At 43.9% G+C, this 16,231-nt stretch carries 15 protein-coding genes; 5 read left to right on the top strand and 10 right to left on the bottom strand.

What is annotated here, in order from left to right:
* Nucleotides 1-284: 284 nt before the first annotated feature.
* Nucleotides 285-1,310 carry an acyltransferase family protein gene (locus tag O3602_RS04790; RefSeq protein ID WP_371611253.1) on the bottom strand — a complete coding sequence of 342 codons (1,026 nt, stop codon included), beginning with the start codon at nt 1,308-1,310 and terminating at the stop codon, nt 285-287.
* A gap of 118 nt (nt 1,311-1,428) precedes the next feature.
* Here O3602_RS04790 and pabB point away from each other — a divergent pair, with 118 nt between their 5' ends.
* The 4 genes from pabB (at nt 1,429) to O3602_RS04770 (ending at nt 5,771) form a co-directional block, all read left to right on the top strand.
* The gene (gene pabB / locus O3602_RS04785; protein WP_371611252.1) at nt 1,429-3,156 is read left to right on the top strand and encodes an aminodeoxychorismate synthase component I; all 1,728 of its coding nucleotides are present in this window, start codon (nt 1,429-1,431) and stop codon (nt 3,154-3,156) included.
* Nucleotides 3,156-3,770, top strand: a complete 615-nt coding sequence (locus O3602_RS04780; RefSeq protein ID WP_371611251.1) for an alpha/beta fold hydrolase — start codon at nt 3,156-3,158, stop codon at nt 3,768-3,770. Before pabB ends, O3602_RS04780 begins: the two co-directional genes overlap by 1 nt.
* A 285-nt stretch (nt 3,771-4,055) precedes the next feature.
* A complete protein-coding gene (locus tag O3602_RS04775; RefSeq protein ID WP_003013333.1) occupies nt 4,056-4,964 on the top strand; it encodes an ABC transporter ATP-binding protein in 909 nt (302 codons plus the stop codon).
* A 54-nt stretch (nt 4,965-5,018) separates the two neighbouring features.
* Nucleotides 5,019-5,771, top strand: a complete 753-nt coding sequence (locus O3602_RS04770) for an ABC transporter permease (RefSeq protein WP_021153840.1) — start codon at nt 5,019-5,021, stop codon at nt 5,769-5,771.
* 20 nt (nt 5,772-5,791) lie between these two features.
* On the opposite strand, the gene O3602_RS04765 is transcribed toward O3602_RS04770, so the two are convergent.
* Together O3602_RS04765 and O3602_RS04760 are read right to left on the bottom strand one after the other, a co-directional pair.
* Nucleotides 5,792-6,679, bottom strand: a complete 888-nt coding sequence (locus O3602_RS04765; protein WP_371611250.1) for a sensor histidine kinase — start codon at nt 6,677-6,679, stop codon at nt 5,792-5,794.
* Complete coding sequence (locus tag O3602_RS04760) at nt 6,679-7,368, bottom strand: response regulator transcription factor (protein ID WP_371611249.1); 690 nt, start codon at nt 7,366-7,368, stop codon at nt 6,679-6,681. The genes O3602_RS04765 and O3602_RS04760 overlap by 1 nt, the downstream gene beginning before the upstream one ends.
* Nucleotides 7,369-7,571: 203 nt before the next feature.
* Between O3602_RS04760 and O3602_RS04755 the strand changes: the two genes are divergently transcribed.
* Nucleotides 7,572-8,105 (top strand): hypothetical protein, encoded by a 534-nt coding sequence (locus O3602_RS04755; RefSeq protein WP_371611248.1) that lies wholly within the window; start codon nt 7,572-7,574, stop codon nt 8,103-8,105.
* Nucleotides 8,106-8,219: 114 nt separating this feature from the next.
* Here the strand turns inward: O3602_RS04755 and O3602_RS04750 are convergent, their stop codons facing one another.
* The 7 genes from O3602_RS04750 to O3602_RS04720 form a co-directional block, all read right to left on the bottom strand.
* A complete protein-coding gene (locus O3602_RS04750) occupies nt 8,220-9,659 on the bottom strand; it encodes a 6-phospho-beta-glucosidase (protein ID WP_223141610.1) in 1,440 nt (479 codons plus the stop codon).
* Nucleotides 9,660-9,900: 241 nt separating this feature from the next.
* Nucleotides 9,901-10,056: a hypothetical protein gene (locus tag O3602_RS04745; RefSeq protein WP_223141609.1), complete on the bottom strand. Its 156-nt coding sequence runs from the start codon at nt 10,054-10,056 to the stop codon at nt 9,901-9,903.
* Between the two features lie 278 nt (nt 10,057-10,334).
* Entirely contained in the window at nt 10,335-10,682 is a 348-nt protein-coding gene (locus O3602_RS04740; RefSeq protein ID WP_371611247.1) for a VOC family protein, read from the bottom strand.
* A 153-nt stretch (nt 10,683-10,835) separates the two neighbouring features.
* The gene (spxB, locus tag O3602_RS04735) at nt 10,836-12,611 is read right to left on the bottom strand and encodes a pyruvate oxidase (RefSeq protein ID WP_371611246.1); all 1,776 of its coding nucleotides are present in this window, start codon (nt 12,609-12,611) and stop codon (nt 10,836-10,838) included.
* Between the two features lie 505 nt (nt 12,612-13,116).
* The gene (locus O3602_RS04730) at nt 13,117-15,339 is read right to left on the bottom strand and encodes a heavy metal translocating P-type ATPase (protein WP_371611245.1); all 2,223 of its coding nucleotides are present in this window, start codon (nt 15,337-15,339) and stop codon (nt 13,117-13,119) included.
* Between the two features lie 10 nt (nt 15,340-15,349).
* Complete coding sequence (locus O3602_RS04725) at nt 15,350-15,721, bottom strand: cupredoxin domain-containing protein (RefSeq protein WP_003005336.1); 372 nt, start codon at nt 15,719-15,721, stop codon at nt 15,350-15,352.
* A gap of 18 nt (nt 15,722-15,739) precedes the next feature.
* The gene (locus O3602_RS04720) at nt 15,740-16,135 is read right to left on the bottom strand and encodes a CopY/TcrY family copper transport repressor (RefSeq protein ID WP_003005519.1); all 396 of its coding nucleotides are present in this window, start codon (nt 16,133-16,135) and stop codon (nt 15,740-15,742) included.
* Nucleotides 16,136-16,231 lie beyond the last annotated feature (96 nt).

Here is a 16,231-nt window from a genome sequence, read left to right as displayed (position 1 = left end):
TTAGTCGACATCAGGAACTCTATTGAAAATGGTTGTTCAACAGTTCACAACTAATCATACGCCGATTTCATCAGAAGTCAAGAATTTTCTGAAGTTTTCTTGAAAACGTTCGGGAATTGAAAAAAGCTACACAAAGCTAGAGGGTATTGCCCTTCAGACAAATGTGAACATTCTCTATAAACACTCCACAAAGAAATGCGGTACTACTCCTAAAAACGACCGCAAACAAATGGACATCAAAAAAGGATTGCCCCTACAAGTCATAAAAAAGACTTCACCTTATCCTAGATTGGTGAAGTCTTTTGTTTTTCCCTTCTCTCTCGTACCCACAGCATAGCTAGTCCAAAAAGGTGGCTGCCAAACAAGGCGGTCACAAAAATCAGCTTGCCCCTGTCTGGATAAGAGAGAGGGAGAGCTCTAAAGCCATAGCGTGCCAACTCGATAAAGATCGGATGCGAAAAGTAAAGGGCTATACTCATTTGCTTTAAATACTGTAAATCATAGCTTTTCAAAAAGGACGATCGCAGGCAGGCATTGACCAAATAAACGGTCACAAAAGGAAGGAGAAAGAAAAAGTTCTTATCAATTCCTTCGTGTTGAAAAATGATGATGCCTTCTAGACAGAGCAAACCAAAGGCAAGAGCTAGCTTTTGCCAACGGTGAATGCTAAAAGTTTGTGCATGAAAATGATCATACAGATAGTACCCCATATAGATAAAAATGGGCGTGTAAAAGAGACCATTTCGCGCTGTAAAAAATAAATTGCTGTAGAGCTGGTAACCTTTGAGAAGACTTGTGGTGTCCAGATAAGCCGAATAGGTCTCGATCAAGCCCCAGCAGTATAGGAGCAAGGTGATCAACCCCGTCCAAACCATACCTAGGTGTTTGACCAGTTGATTGACCAAAAACAAACCCAGCAAAAAGGCCGGGATATACCAGAGTTGGTAGCACATTCCCAGATAGATCAGTGCGATGAGAACACCTGCTGGAAAAAGATAGACAGGAAGACGAAGACTAGAGAAAAAGAGCCAAGCATAAGGAAGGTAAACAAAACTCCAAAACAAATAGGTTTTTACGATTTTGACCAGATAGGCCTTCATTTTCTGAGAATTCCCTAGGGAGTGTTTGAGGAAAAAGCTGGCACAGACGATAAAAAATGGCACCGCTAGCCGGCTGAGCATACTCTTGAGACCAAAATGCAGTGGCTCATAGGAGGTCAAGCGACCACTATGCACCAATATCACTGCAATCGCAAAGAGGTATTGAAAAAAGCTAATACTAGAGGTGTTATAGAGGGGATTCTTTTGCATGGTCCTACTCCTTGCCCAAAGCAGTTTCTATGGTTATTTTAGCACGAAAGGGAAGGCCAAGCAAGGAATCTTACATCCTTATCTACCTTTTTTCCTCTATTTTTGATATACTCAAAGCATGCATAAACAAACGATTATTGATTTTAAAGAGCTTGGATTGCGCCACCTTTTCACCAAGCCTATAAAGGAATTAAAAACTAGAAACCTCGACCAGGTAGAGACTCTTCTTAGAGAAGTCGAAGCCTACCAGGAGCATGGCTTTTATGCAGTCGGCTATGTCAGCTATGAGGCTGCTCCTGCTTTTGAGAAGAAGTTTGCTGTCCATCCAGCACCTCTCATGGGAGAGTATCTCCTCTATTTTACTATCCACGAGGAGGTCGAAACCCTTCCTTTTCCCGAGGACTATGAAGCTGTGGATCTTCCAGCCAATTGGAAGGAAGAGGTAGAGGCGCCTGCTTATCAAGAAGCCATCAAGACCATCCATCACCATATTCGCCAGGGAGATACCTACCAGGTCAACTACACCGTCCAGCTTTCTCAAGAGCTAAAGTCTGACCCTTTGGCCATCTACAACCGCTTAGTGGTTGAGCAAAAGGCCCATTACAATGCCTTCATCCAGCACGATGATGTCTCCATCCTCTCTATCAGTCCTGAGCTCTTTTTTGAGCAAGACGACCGGCTACTGACCACACGCCCGATGAAGGGAACGACGCACCGTGGTCTCACCAACCAAGAGGATCTTCAAGAGGCTGCTTGGCTAAAAGCTGATCCGAAAAATCGAGCAGAAAACATGATGATCGTCGACCTCCTCCGCAATGACATGAACCGGATTTCGGAGATTGGAAGTGAGCAGGTGGCTCATCTCTGCCAAGTCGAGCAATACTCCACTGTTTGGCAGATGACCTCGACCATTGAAAGTCGATTGCGAGCTGAGATCGACCTGGTCCAAACCTTCCGAGCTCTCTTTCCTTGTGGCTCGATTACAGGAGCACCGAAGATCTCCACTATGGAAATCATCCAAAAGACGGAGAAGGCTCCTCGAGGTGTCTACTGTGGAACGATCGGCATCCTTCTTCCAAAAGGGAAACGGATTTTTAATGTAGCCATCCGGACCCTTCAAATGCAGGGAGATCAAGCCATCTATGGCGTGGGAGGAGGCATCACTTGGGACAGCAAATGGGAAAGTGAATACCAGGAAACCAAGCAAAAATCAGCTGTCCTTTACCGTCAAGAGCCTCGCTTTGAGCTCCTGACGACCGGCCGCATCCACCAAGGAGAGTTGACTTTCTTAGACCAACACCTAACCCGTTTGAGAGAGGCTAGTCGCTACTTTGCCTATCCTTATGATGAGCCAAAACTCCTGAAAGAACTGCAAGAAGAGCTCGCTCATTTGGAGTCCAACCTTGACTATCGTTGTCGGATCGCCTTACAGAAAAACGGGGCCTTCCACCTAGTGATCACGGAGCTGACAGACTTGCCAGCTAGCTATCTACAGGCCCAACTGACAGAGCAGAAGCTTGATTTAGCGACGCCATTTACTTATTTCAAAACGAGTCAGAGAGACCATCTCAACCAGTCAGATCACGAGCAAATTTTCCATCTGCCAGATGAAACCTTACTGGAGACGACGATTGGTAATCTCGTCCTTGAAATCAAGGGCAAGCTGTATACCCCACCAGCTCACCTCCCTTTACTCGATGGGATTTACCGCCGCCATCTTCTTGAGACCCAGCAGGTGGAAGAAAAACTCTTAACTCTGAACGATTTAACAGACGCTGATCGTATTTATGCCTGCAATGCTCTTCGTGGTCTCTACGAACTCGATTTTCAAGGAAAGGATTCCTAATGAAACTTATTCTTTTACATGGACTAGGGCAAGATGTCCTCTCTTGGCAAGGAGTCCAATTTGCACTTTCACCCTTGCACTCCAAAACTTTTGATATTTTCTCCCATCCAAAAGAAAGCTATCAGGAAGTCAAAGAAAGGTTGATGGAGCGCCTCCAGCAAGAAAGCGACCCCTTTATTCTGGTAGGACTCTCACTAGGTGGCGTGCTCGCTCTTGATCTCTCAAGACAAGACTTCCCGCAACTCAAGGGCTTGGTCCTTGTAGGAACACAATACAAACTCAACACCAATCCCCTCTATCGGCTCCAGATTCTCCTCTTTCGTCTACTTCCCAAGCATGTCTTTGAAAAGCAAGATGCCAATAAACAACAGATGCTTCAAATCTTGACCGAATTAAAAGGGCTCAATTTAACCGATACCGTTAAAGCTTGCCCTCTTCCTAGCTTGGTTGTTTGTGGTAGCAGAGATTGGGCCAATCAATCTTCTTCTAAAAAATTGGCCAAACTCCTGCCAAAAGGTCGCTATCAAGAAATCACAAACGGAGGCCATCTACTCAATACCGAGAAACCCTATGAACTCGCGCAAGCCATCAAAGAGTTTGTCGCTGTGTTTTAAAATGAAGAGGCTGGGACAAAAGTCCTAGCCTCTCAATTATTTTTGGATTGTCGAGCAAGACGCAGTGGTTGAGTGGGCTCTACTACGCTGATTTCATCAGCTTTTACAGCCCTACTCAACTGTGCGGAGGTGGGACGACGAAATCGAATTCTAACGAATTACCGATTTCTGTCCCACTCTCTTTTTTTAGAAATATTTGAGAATTGCTTGATAGTTATTTGAAAAGCAAGCTGTATACTAAGAGTGTAAAGAAAACAACTAGTCATTTGGACGAAGGAGAAAACCATGGAAAAAGTATTAGAAATTTCCCATTTGAGTAAAAAATTCGGTCATCAATACGCCTTAAATGATGTGAATCTCACCATTCGAAAAGGCGACGTCTACGGCCTCATCGGTAAAAATGGCGCTGGGAAAACCACCCTCATCAAGGTCATCACCCAACTAATTCAGGAAACTGACGGAAGCGTCTCTCTCTTTTCTTCTACAAATCGCTCCCAATGGACCCAAGCGCTTAAACGGGTTGGATCCGTGATTGAGAGTCCCGTGGCCCATAAGCATATGACCGCTTATCAAAACCTGGTCTACTATTGCAAGGCTCGCCATATCCCCAATCCCGACCAGGTCATCAAAGAAACCTTGAACTATGTCGGCCTGAATAATACGGGTAAGAAGAAATTCCGCGATTTTTCACTAGGAATGAAACAACGGTTGGGAATTGCGATTGCGCTCATTGCCAAGCCCGACTTCCTCATTTTGGACGAACCCATCAATGGTCTCGATCCTGTCGGAATCAAGGAATTCCGTCAGATGATCAAACGCCTCAATGATGAACTTGGCATGACCATCCTCATTTCCAGCCACATCCTCTCCGAACTCTATCTGGTTGCCAATCGCTTTGGCATTGTAGACCAAGGACACCTGATCAAAGAAATTAGCAAAGCTGAGTTTGAAGAACAAGGAGAAGATTACATCATCCTCAAGACTAGCCAGCTAGCCCTTGCCAGTCAACTGATCCAGGATCAACTCCATCACCGCATCAAGGTCATCGATAAGGACGGAGAAATCCATATCTTCGGACAGACTCATGATATTAAAGTCATTGTCAAAGCCCTCGTTCAAGCGGATATTGATGTGGACGAAATCTACTATGCCCGCCAAGATCTGGAAAAATTCTTTACGGACTTGGTCGACTAGTCAACCCACCGTCTCGTATTACTTATCCCACATATTTCATTTAGGAGATTTATCATGTTGCATACCATTCAAGCAGATTTTTATAGACTTTTCCGCTCCAAAGGTTTTTGGATTACAGAAGCCATTCTCGTTCTCAACATCCTGTCTGGAGTCATCTTTGGAGCTACTGGCCACGTCGGCGTCAATACGGAATCCAAATTACCCCAAGCGACCGAAGTTTGGACGGGCTTTAAAGCCTTGACCAACTACTCTTCCAGCATCAGTGTGACTATCCTCTTTACCATTATTGTCATCACCTTGGTCCTGGGAACAGACTTAACACAAAACTTATACAAGAATAGTCTGGCCTATGGCGTTTCGCGCACCAGCTACTACTTTGCTAAAAGCGCTGTTGTCCTGACCATTGCTCTCTTTCAATTTCTTGTTTCTTATGGTCTCGTCTTCTTGATCGCGACTCTCTACAATGGACTTGGCACCATGCCAGAGCACTTCCTTGCTCATTTTGGACTGACCGTGCTGATTCAGTTCCTTTCCACCTTGGCTTGGGTCAGCATCATTTCCTTCCTTCTTTACGCTAGCCAATCCATCACCTTGGCCTTCGTTGGCTACTTCATTGGAAATATCCTCTTAAGCCTTCCTGCGCTCTTCTTTAAAGATATTGATATTCTCCACTACCTAAACTTGGAATTCCAATATTCCATGGTACAGAGCACAACAGCAACGAACAACACTCTCTCGATTGCCCTTGGATTCATCCTTGTTTTCGGCTTCCTAGGACTCGCTACTTTCAAACACAAAGATTTATAACAAAAAGGTTTGAGCAATGCTCAAGCCTTTTTTCTTAGTGTAATGGTTAAGATAAACCAGTCTGCCTCCGTTGCCAGTCGCAAGTCTCCCCCTAAAATCTCTACAAAATTTTGAATGATGTAGAGACCCAAACCAGAAGACTCTTCTGTATCCGATAGATTTTCTGAGTAGAATCGACTAGCCAGTTGGTCTAAGTGCTGAATCGGTTGTTGCACAATATTGCGCAGCTCGACTCGAATCGTGTCCGCGTCCGACATCAGGGTCAAACGAGCCTCTTCCTTCCCATGCTTGAGGACATTGCTGAGCATATTTTGCAAGAGGCGCTCCCAGAGCTCAGGATCGGTAGCATAATGGAGATGTTCTTCTAACTCTACCTCTAAGGCAATCCCCGCCTCAGACAAGCTATCATAATACTGGAATAACTGCTGGGTTAGCACTTGGCTGAGATTGACGTCTGAAAGCCGAGGCTGGATGGCTCCCTCCATCAAGCGTCTGTACTCCAAGAGAGATTCCAAGCGTTTGGAGACGACTTGAAGATTAGAAGCAATTTTCTTCAGCTTTTCCTCTTCTTGCGTCCCTCCTTTGATGATTTGTTGAGTATAGCCCGAAGCAATGGTCAAAGGCGTCCGAATATCATGAGCAATATTACTGATGGCCATATCCAAGGTCTTTTTCTCTTGAAAGGCAATCCGATTGGTCCGCTCGATCTGGTCAAAGAGATCACTGACCTGCTTGGTCAAGGCGACCAATTCTTTTTTTGAGACCTGAGAGGTCAGCCGTACCCCACTCCCGCTTTGAAGCTTCTTTTGAATCTGCTCCTGCAAATCCCTTAAGGCAGAAAGCAAGCGAGCATAACCCAAGCCCAAGAGAAGGACAAGGACGACAAGAAATAGAACTAAAACCCACATTACTTGTCTCCTTTCAAGCGAACACCCAAGCCCCAGACCGTTTCAATATAGTCCTCATCTGGATCAAGCTGGGCAATTTTCTTTCGAAGATTGCTTAATTGAGCATTGAGGGTATTGTCTCCAGGCAGATAAACTTCTTCCCAGACCGCCTCATACAATTCTTCTTTGGTAAAAATTTTCTTTGGATGCGCCAGCAAGGTCTCAAAAATTTGAAATTCTTTTTTGCCCAAGCGAAGCGTCTGTTCGCCGGACTCCAGTTCAAAGGTTTCTGGATTCAGAACCAGATTTTTAAAGGAGAGCTTTTGCGACGCTTGAGCTTTCTTTGCTGGTGAGACGTGATTTCTCAACTGCACCGTCACCCGAGCGGCCACTTCGTCCAGATTAAAGGGCTTGACAATATAATCATTGGCACCTGCAAGGAGATACTGGCTAATGAGGTGTTTGTCTCCAAGAGCCGTCATCATGATAACCGGTGTCTGACTCTGCAAACGGATCTCCTCCAGGACCTGGTCCCCATTCTTCCCTGGAAGCATGATATCCAGAAGGACCAAATCAACAGCTTCTTGCTGGAAGAGCCGTAGCCCTTCTGTACCCGAAAAGGCTTGAAGCACCTCATGGTCTTCACTTAAGAGACTATACAAAATTTCTTGGATATCATTATTGTCCTCGATTAATAAAACCCGTGCCACTTGCCTCGCTCCTTTTTTCTTTTCTTGCGAAATCAGTTCTATTCCCCTAGCCTATCAAATAAAGGGACCTTCGTCAATGAAAATCTGATAAAATTCTATTGTCCCCAGGTAGATCTGCATGTTAGGTCATCACAAGATGAACTTGACGATCCTTTCTTTCAAAGGGTATAATAGGACCAATGACACAATAGGGAGACTCATCTATGAAAAATAATGCTAAAACTAAAATCAGTCTTGTATCCATCCTTGTCATCCTGGGCGTTGCTGCAAGAATGATGCGAGTCATCCACCGCCAGCAAATCAGGGAGCAAAACAGACAAACCATTCAAACGACTAAAAAGGTTGCAGAGTTTCAGAAAACACTAGACGAGGAAGAAACGAAGAAACGCAACGAAACCTTCAACAAGATTTATAATGAATCCCTTGTTCGGACAAAATTTGAGAACTGGCAAAAAGTCGATGAACTTCATGGTTTGGGGCAAAGAGCTGGGCAATTTTATATCTATAACTTTGAAAAAAAAGAAGAGATTCTCTTAGAGAATACAGATCAAGCATTTGTTCTACCCATTCGAGACAAGAGCAATAACGTCACATTTGAGGCCATCTTTGCCCACAAGGACGGTCAGTGGCACATCATGAAGCCAGACGGAAGTTCACAGTTGCAACTAGGAGAAGCCAACATTTCCGCTGAATCTAAGTTTGTCATCGAGAACAACGTCTTAGATTACGACCAGTAAATCCGTAACGACTTAGCTAAACTACATACAAAAAGCTTAGGACCCCAGCTTGTGAGTGGGATTCTAAGCTTTTTCGTTTATAGGAGAGAGTTGGCGAGCAAGTACCGAAAACTTTTATTTAACAGAAGCCCCATTGGTCGCAATGACTTCTTTGTACCAATAGAAGGATTTCTTACGTGAGCGGGCTAAAGTTCCTTTTCCTTCGTTGTCCCGGTCGACATAGATAAAACCGTAGCGCTTCTTCATTTCTCCTGTCCCGGCAGAGACCAGGTCAATACAGCCCCAAGTCGTATAACCCCAGAGGACAACACCATCTTCGTTGATGGCCTCCCGCATGGCCTTGACATGGGCAGCCAGGTAATCAATCCGGTAGTCATCCTCAATCTCCCCGGCTTCATTTGGGGTATCAACGGCGCCTAATCCATTTTCCACGATAAAGAGAGGTTTTTGATAGCGATCCCAGATGGTGTTGAGGGTAATACGGAGCCCAAGAGGGTCAATCTGCCAACCCCATTCCGAGCTTTCTAGGTAGGGATTCTTCAGAGAGGCAAAGATATTGCCCGCTGTTTTCTCCCTTTCAGCCGGATCCCCTGAAGCGACCCGACTGGCATAGTAGGAGAAGGAAATAAAGTCCACTGTATGGTCTTTCAACAATTGAAGGTCCTCTTCCGTCATCTCGACCGTAATTCCCTGACGCTCCCACTCTTTCTTGGCATAGTTAGGGTATTCCCCACGCGCCTGCACATCGATGAAGAAATAGTTTTTTCGGTCTTCTTCTAGACCAGCCCAGACATCTCGTGGAGCACAGGTATGCGGATAGTTTTGCCCTGCTGCCAGCATACAGCCGACCTTATTGTTAGGATCAATCTCATGGGCTAGCTTGGTAGCAATGGCTGAAGCGACCAATTCATGGTGAGCCGCCTGGTATTTGACCTGCTCCTCATTCTCCCCTTCTTCAAAGCAGAGACCTGCTCCCATAAAAGGCGCATGAAGTATCATATTGATCTCATTAAAGGTTAGCCAGTATTTGACCAAGCCCTTGTAGCGAGTGAAGAGGGTCCGGCAGAGTCGTTCATAACATTCCAACATCTTACGACTACGCCAACCTCCATACTCAGTAATCAAATGCATGGGACAGTCAAAGTGGGTAATGGTCACCAAGGGTTCAATGCCATACTTGTGGCACTCCTTAAAGAGGTCTTCATAGAACTGTAGACCCGCTTCGTTTGGCTCCAGTTCATCCCCTTTTGGGAAGATCCGAGACCAGGCAATGGACAAGCGATAGGTTTTAAAGCCCATTTCCCCAAAGAAGGCAATGTCTTCCTTGTAGCGATGGTACATATCAATGCCTTCTTTAGCCGGGTAAAAATAGCCCTCTTCAAAGTCGAACATCTTTTTCTGACCCGTAATAATCGCATGACGATCAGGCCCAATCGGTACCACATCCACATTAGCCAAGCCACGGCCATCTTCATTATAAGCTCCCTCACACTGGTTGGCAGCTGTCGCCCCACCCCAAAGGAAACCATCTGGAAATTGAAGTTTGTCGGTCATCACTTTACCTCACATGATTTATTACTTTTATTATACTAAAAAAGGACAAAAAGTTTGGAACTATCTGGGTAATGATATCTCTGAGCTTACTTTTATATATGGCTAAAAAACAAGAACGAGGGTAATAATTTTGTTATAAAAATGTTAACTATCACAATCTTGTGATAAGAAAGAGGATAAGAAAAAGACCGAATTGCTCCGATCTGTTTGATTCCTAAAATGTAAAAATGAATTGCTTTTATCAATTAATGGATTGATTAATCGTCATCAAACCGTGGTCAATTAATGCAGCAATATCTTCAAGGCCGTGCAAAATAAAACTTCCTACAATCAAACCAATAATAATTGAACAGATAATCATGGTCACACAGATTAGATAAATGTCCTTTTTTTGCATACCGTCTCTCCTCGTAATATCTATTCATGGAGATATTTCAATCCCAAATTTCAATGAAAAAAGAAAATCCACTTACTACAGCTGTTTAAAAAATATTTCTCCTTTCCACATCAGTCTTATTTTTTGCTATTATATCTTTATTATAAGATTTTAGGAAAGCGTTGTCAACTATTTATATGCAATTTCTTTATATTAAAAAGACCGGATTGCTCCGATCTTTTAATAGTTCATATTCTGTTTTAAGAATCATTGTGGTTAACTTCAAATGACTAAGCATCCTATTTCATACGATAAAAATCAATGACTAGACCAGCAGGGCCTTCAACTAGCAGACTTTCTGTTCCCCAATCGGTTACAGCTGGTCCGTTTAAAACCTGGATACCAAGTTCTTTCAACCGTTTGTAGTTCTGGTCTACATCCTCAACCTCGATATGAAGAATGATTCCTGACTGAAAATCTTCCAAAGGAATCAAATGATTTTGGGATAACATTAGACAATGACTGCCAATCGTGAACTGAGCAAAACTATCATCAGCATAATCTGCCTTTTTATCCAAGATATGCTCCAAGTCAGCACAGACTTGGGGAACATTTGAAACGATGATATCTATTTGATTTAAATTCATTTACTGTCCTCCACAAAAAGACCGGATTGCTCCGATCTTTTATGTTTTTCTCTAAGAAAATCAAAGAATAAACAAGGCATCGAACCGCAGACAGTACTGGAGTACGGCAAGGTGAAGATAACGCAGTTTACATTTGATTTTCGACGAGCAGGATTATTTGATTGCGCGTGATTGCAACCCTTCTTCTTCCAAGAAGAGGCGGAATGGTACAAGCTCTTCAGCTTCGTATTTTTCCTTGAAGGCTTTGATAGCTTCTTCTGAGTAAAGTTTTGGATCTAATTCAAGTACTTCTACTGGAAGTGGACGGTGTGGAGTGATGCGGGCATCGATCACAACTGTCTTACCTTCTTTGTTCAATTTAACAGCTTCTGCAACAACTGCATCGATGTCTTCGATACGGTCAACTGTAAATCCTACAGCACCTTGCGCTTCAGCGATTTTCGCATAGTCAGCATTAGGGAAGTCACAACCAAACAAGTGTTTGTTTGTGTCTTCGTATTTGTCCTTGATGAAGGCATATTTACCATTTGAGAAGACAACGTTGATAACTGGAAGGTCGTATTGAACGTTTGTGATAACGTCTGGGTAGCACATGTTGAAGGCTCCATCACCCATGATGTTCCATACTTGGCGATCTGGATTGTCTTTCTTAGCAGCGATACCACCAGGAAGGGCAATACCCATTGTCGCAAAGAGTGGAGATGTACGCCACATGTTCTTAGGTGTCATGTGAAGGTGACGAGTAGATGTTTGAGTAGTGTCACCGACGTCGATTGAGTAGATAGCGTCTTGATCAGCATGTTTGTTGATTGCATTGTAAACTTGATACAATTGCAATTCACCCTCAGTTTTACCTTCGAGTTTGTTCATGTAATCACGCCAGTTTTGGTTATTCTTAACGTTTGCACGCCACCATGGAGTAGATTCAACTGGATTCACTTTGTCAAGGATTGCTTTGGCTGCTTGACCTGCATCCCCAAGGATTGAAGCGTCAAGAGCATGGCGTTTACCAAGTTTGTAAGGATCGATATCCACTTGGATGAATTTTTCAGTGTTCTTGAAGGCTTCGTAAACTTCAGCAAATGGGAAGTTAGAACCAAGGAAAAGAACTGTGTCTGCTTCAAAGACCACTTCGTTAGCTGGTTTCCAACCAACACGGTAAGCAGAACCTGTCAATCCTTCATAGTTCCATTCGAAGGCTTCAAAGTTTTTACCAGTTGTGATGATTGGTGCTTTGATTTTACGTGACAATTCAGTAATCACTTCACCAGCTTTAACACCACCGTAACCAGCATAGATCACTGGACGTTCCGCATTGTTCAAGATTTCAACCGCTTTGTCGATTTCAGTTTCGTTCAAAGCAGGAGCAATAAATGAACGCTCGTATGAACCTGATCCGTAGTATGAGTTTTCGTCGATTTCTTGGAAACCAAAGTTTACTGGAATTTCAACGACAGCTGGACCTTTTTTAGAAACGGCAGCACGGCAAGCTTCGTCAATCACTTTTGGCAATTGTTCTGCGTAAGCTACACGTTTGTTGTAAACAGCGATACCGTTGTACATTGGGTTTTGGTTCAATTCTTGGAAGGCATCCATGTTCAATTCGTTAACTGGACGTGATCCAAGGATAGCAAGGAATGGAGTGTTATCCATAGCTGCATCGTAAACACCGTTGATCAAGTGAGTTGCACCAGGTCCACCTGAACCAACTGCAACACCGATAGATCCGCCAAATTTAGCTTGCATAACCGCTGCAAGAGCACCTGTTTCTTCGTGGCGAACTTGCAAGAAACGGATATCTTTGTCCTCAGCCAAAGCGTCCATCAATGAGCTAAGTGTTCCTGATGGGATACCGTAGATCGTGTCTACGCCCCATGTTTTCAATACGTTGAGCATTGCTGCAGATGCAGTAATTTTCCCTTGAGTCATAATGATAACTCTCCTTTAAATCTATTTTGATCCTTTAAAAATGTAGCATAGCGCTTCTACTTCATCTTTGCGATCAGGTTTCGTTTTGAAAATGAGTTTTTTCTGACATTTCTCATGAAAACGATTTACAAAACGATTACAGTATTAATTTATCACAAAGAGATTCACATGTATAAGAATCTGCTCAGAGATGCTCAATCCCTATTACATAACAGATGCTGATTTTGAGAAAAATTCACAAACTATAGTAGAATAGGATATTTTATTATAATTTGCATGCACCTCTAATACTTGTAGCTGTAGGAAATCGAACAAAAAGAGGCTGGGACAAAAGTCCTAGCCTCTTAATTGTTTTTGGATTGTCGAGCAAGGCGTAGTGGTTGAGTGGGCTCTACTACGCTAATTTCATTAGCTTTTACAGCCCTACTCAACTGTGCGGAGGTGGGACGACGAAATCGAATTCTAACGAATTACCGATTTCTGTCCCACTTTCTTTTTGTTTCATTTAATCAATTTTCGCAACATTGAGAAGCAGCGAGCTAGTCAAAACAGACAAAGAACTAAGGGCCATAGCAAGACCTGCTAGTTCTGGATTGAGGGTCAATCCCAGTCCTACAAAGACTCCAGCAGCAATTGGAATCCCAAGGATATTGTAGATAGAGGCCCAGAAGAGATTGAGTAAGATCCTGCGGAAGGTCTTTTGACTCATGTCAAAGGCGCGCACAACGCCAAGCAAATCATTTTGCGTGAGCACGATGCCACCGGACTCGATCGCAATATCCGTTCCAGATCCCATAGCGATCCCCACATCCGCGATCGAGAGAGCAGGAGCATCATTGATCCCATCTCCAACAAAGGCGACCTTGCTATCTTCTTGCAGTTTTTGAATTGCGCTAGCTTTTTCTTGAGGAAGGACATCAGCAATGACGGTGTCAATTCCCACTTGCTTAGCAATAGCTTGGGCCACCCGTTCATTATCCCCCGTTAACATGACCGTTTTCAAGCCCCGTTCTTTGAGCTTTTTGATCGCTTCTTTTGAGCTGGCCTTCGGAGCATCTTGAATGGCAATCAAGCCAATCACCTGCCCATCCACAGACAAACTGATCACTGTTTTGGCCTGCTCTTGCAACTCTACCATCCGTTTTTCAAGCTCCGGATCCATCGCTGTCCCGTCATGAAGTTTGCCATTTCCCAAGGTCACCAACTGCTGGTCGATCTGACCTTGGACCCCTTTTCCTTCAATCGCTTGGAAGTTTTCCACAGGGGATAACACCAAACCTTTTTCTTCTGCTTGGGATAGCACCGCTTGGGCTAGTGGGTGTTCTGAAAAAGTTTCAAGACTAGCTGCCAGTGTCAAGACACGCGCTTCATCTCCTACAACATCGGTTACAAGTGGTTGGCCAATGGTAATAGTCCCTGTCTTATCAAACACAACGGTTTGAATCTTTTGCACTTCTTGAAGAACTGTTCCATTTTTAATCAGAACCCCCATCTTGGCACTACGGCCGGTTCCGACCATCAGGGCTGTTGGGGTTGCTAAACCAAGGGCACAAGGACAGGCAATAATGAGGACAGAGACTGCATAGAGCATGGCCTCTTGAAGCGACGCGCCCAGAAGCACGGACCAAACCCAGAATGTCGCAATGGCCAAAATCGTCACCACTGGAACAAAGATACCTGAAATCTTATCCGTCAAATCTTGAATAGGAGCACGACTGGATTGGGCCATTTTGACAAAGTCCACAATTTGAGATAAGAGGGTCTCACTACCGACTTTTTCAGCCTTAAAGAGAATGGTCCCATTGCTGTTGATAGTGGAGCCGATAACTGCATCACCAACTGATTTTTCCACAGGCAAGCTTTCACCTGTCACCATCGACTCATCAATGGTCGTACTTCCTTCTACAATCGTCCCATCAACCGCAATCTTTTCCCCAGGACGGACCCGAATCAAGTCACCAATTTGGATATCTTCCGCCGCCACCTCGACATAGTTCCCATCACGGAGAACTTGAGCCGTTTTTGCCTGCAAATCCAACAACTTTTCCACAGCCTCGGAGGCATTGTTACGCATCCGTTCTTCAAAGATTTGCCCTAAGAGGATAAAGAAGATGATAAAACCCGCAGCCTCAAAGTATACTGGCTGACCAGTAAAAAGGGCAAATACACTATAGACATAGGCTACCAGGGTTCCAAGGGCTACCAAGGTATCCATATTGGAATGGTGCTTCTTGAATGAGGCCCAGGCACTCTTGATAAAAGGAACTCCTGCTACCAACATGATCGGCGTTGTTGCTAGAAAAGTCCCCCAGCGACTGACTGGATGGGATACAAATCCTGCCATCATCCCGATCATCAAGATCAATAAAGGAAGGGTAAAGATACTAGTAATCCAAAAGCGACCCAGTAAACCTAAGACACGACGGCGTTTTTCCACAACCGTGTAGGAACCCTTTTGCATCTTCATTCCACATGAAAACTCGAAGTCCCCTGTTTCTGTTGGGGTAAAGGATATCACCTTATCCACACCGACTTCCAAAGACTCTAAAATCCCCTGATCTTCAAACAAAATTTCCTTGTAACAGCCGGAAGGATTGACCCGATGGAAGGTGATTTCAGCAGGGATCCCTTTTTGAAGTTGAAATTCCTTTGGACTATAGCCTTTTTCTGCTGTAATACGGATCTTTTGCACTCCGTTTTCCACAACTGCTTTTTGTTTTTCTACCATACCTACTCCTTTATTCCACAATCATGTGACCATGCATCATGTTCATTCCACATGAATACCCATATTCGCCCGCTTTTTCTGGCGTAATTTCAATGACATGTTTTTCACCCAAAGGCAAATCTTCATGAACGCCAAAATCTGGAAAGATCACTTGAGCCAGACATGAAGATGGATCCTTGCGATTAAAGATGATCCGGGCTGGAACATTCTTTTTCAGGACAATGGTTTCAGGCGAATAGCCCCCCATGACTTCGACTTCAATTTCTTGATAACCTGATTTCTGACGAGCGTGGCCGCTTACCTTTTCATGCTCTGCAAAGAACCACCAAGCAATAAAAGCAACCATAAGTAAACAAACAATACTAATCAACAATCCAAACATGGAATTTCCTTCTTTCTATTACATACAATTGCAGGGGACTGTTTCGACAGCCTCTGCTTTCTTTTCTTCCAGGACCTGCTGCAGCTGATTAAGATCTGCAAGCGTAAAGTCACTCTCCTGAATCAAGTTTTCAAGCACCTGGACAATTCTTTTTGAGCAAACCTTGTCTTTCACATCCTCAACCACCAAGTCTAAACTCTGGTCCTGCTTCAACAAAGCCGAGTAAACAAAGGCTTTGCCTGATTTTTCTCTGGTCAGACAGCCTTTCTCCACCAAGCGGGTCAAGAGAGTCTTAATCGTCGACTTTGACCAGTCAAAGCGCTCGGACAAGACGGCGATCAAATCCGTGCTGGTCTGCTTGCCTTCCATCCAGATAATCTTCATGATGCGCCATTCCGCATTGGAAATTTGCATGGCTTCTCCTTTCTAAATCTACATTTGTAAATCTTATGATGCTATTTTACACCTAAGATTTACATTTGTCAACCAAAAGTTTTAAAAAAAACAAAT

This window comes from Streptococcus sp. 27098_8_186, assembly GCF_041432055.1.
In the GTDB taxonomy this organism is placed as follows: Bacteria; Bacillota; Bacilli; order Lactobacillales; family Streptococcaceae; genus Streptococcus; species Streptococcus dentalis.
Note: the sequence above shows the minus strand (reverse complement) of the source record. Positions and strands in the feature narration are given on the sequence as shown.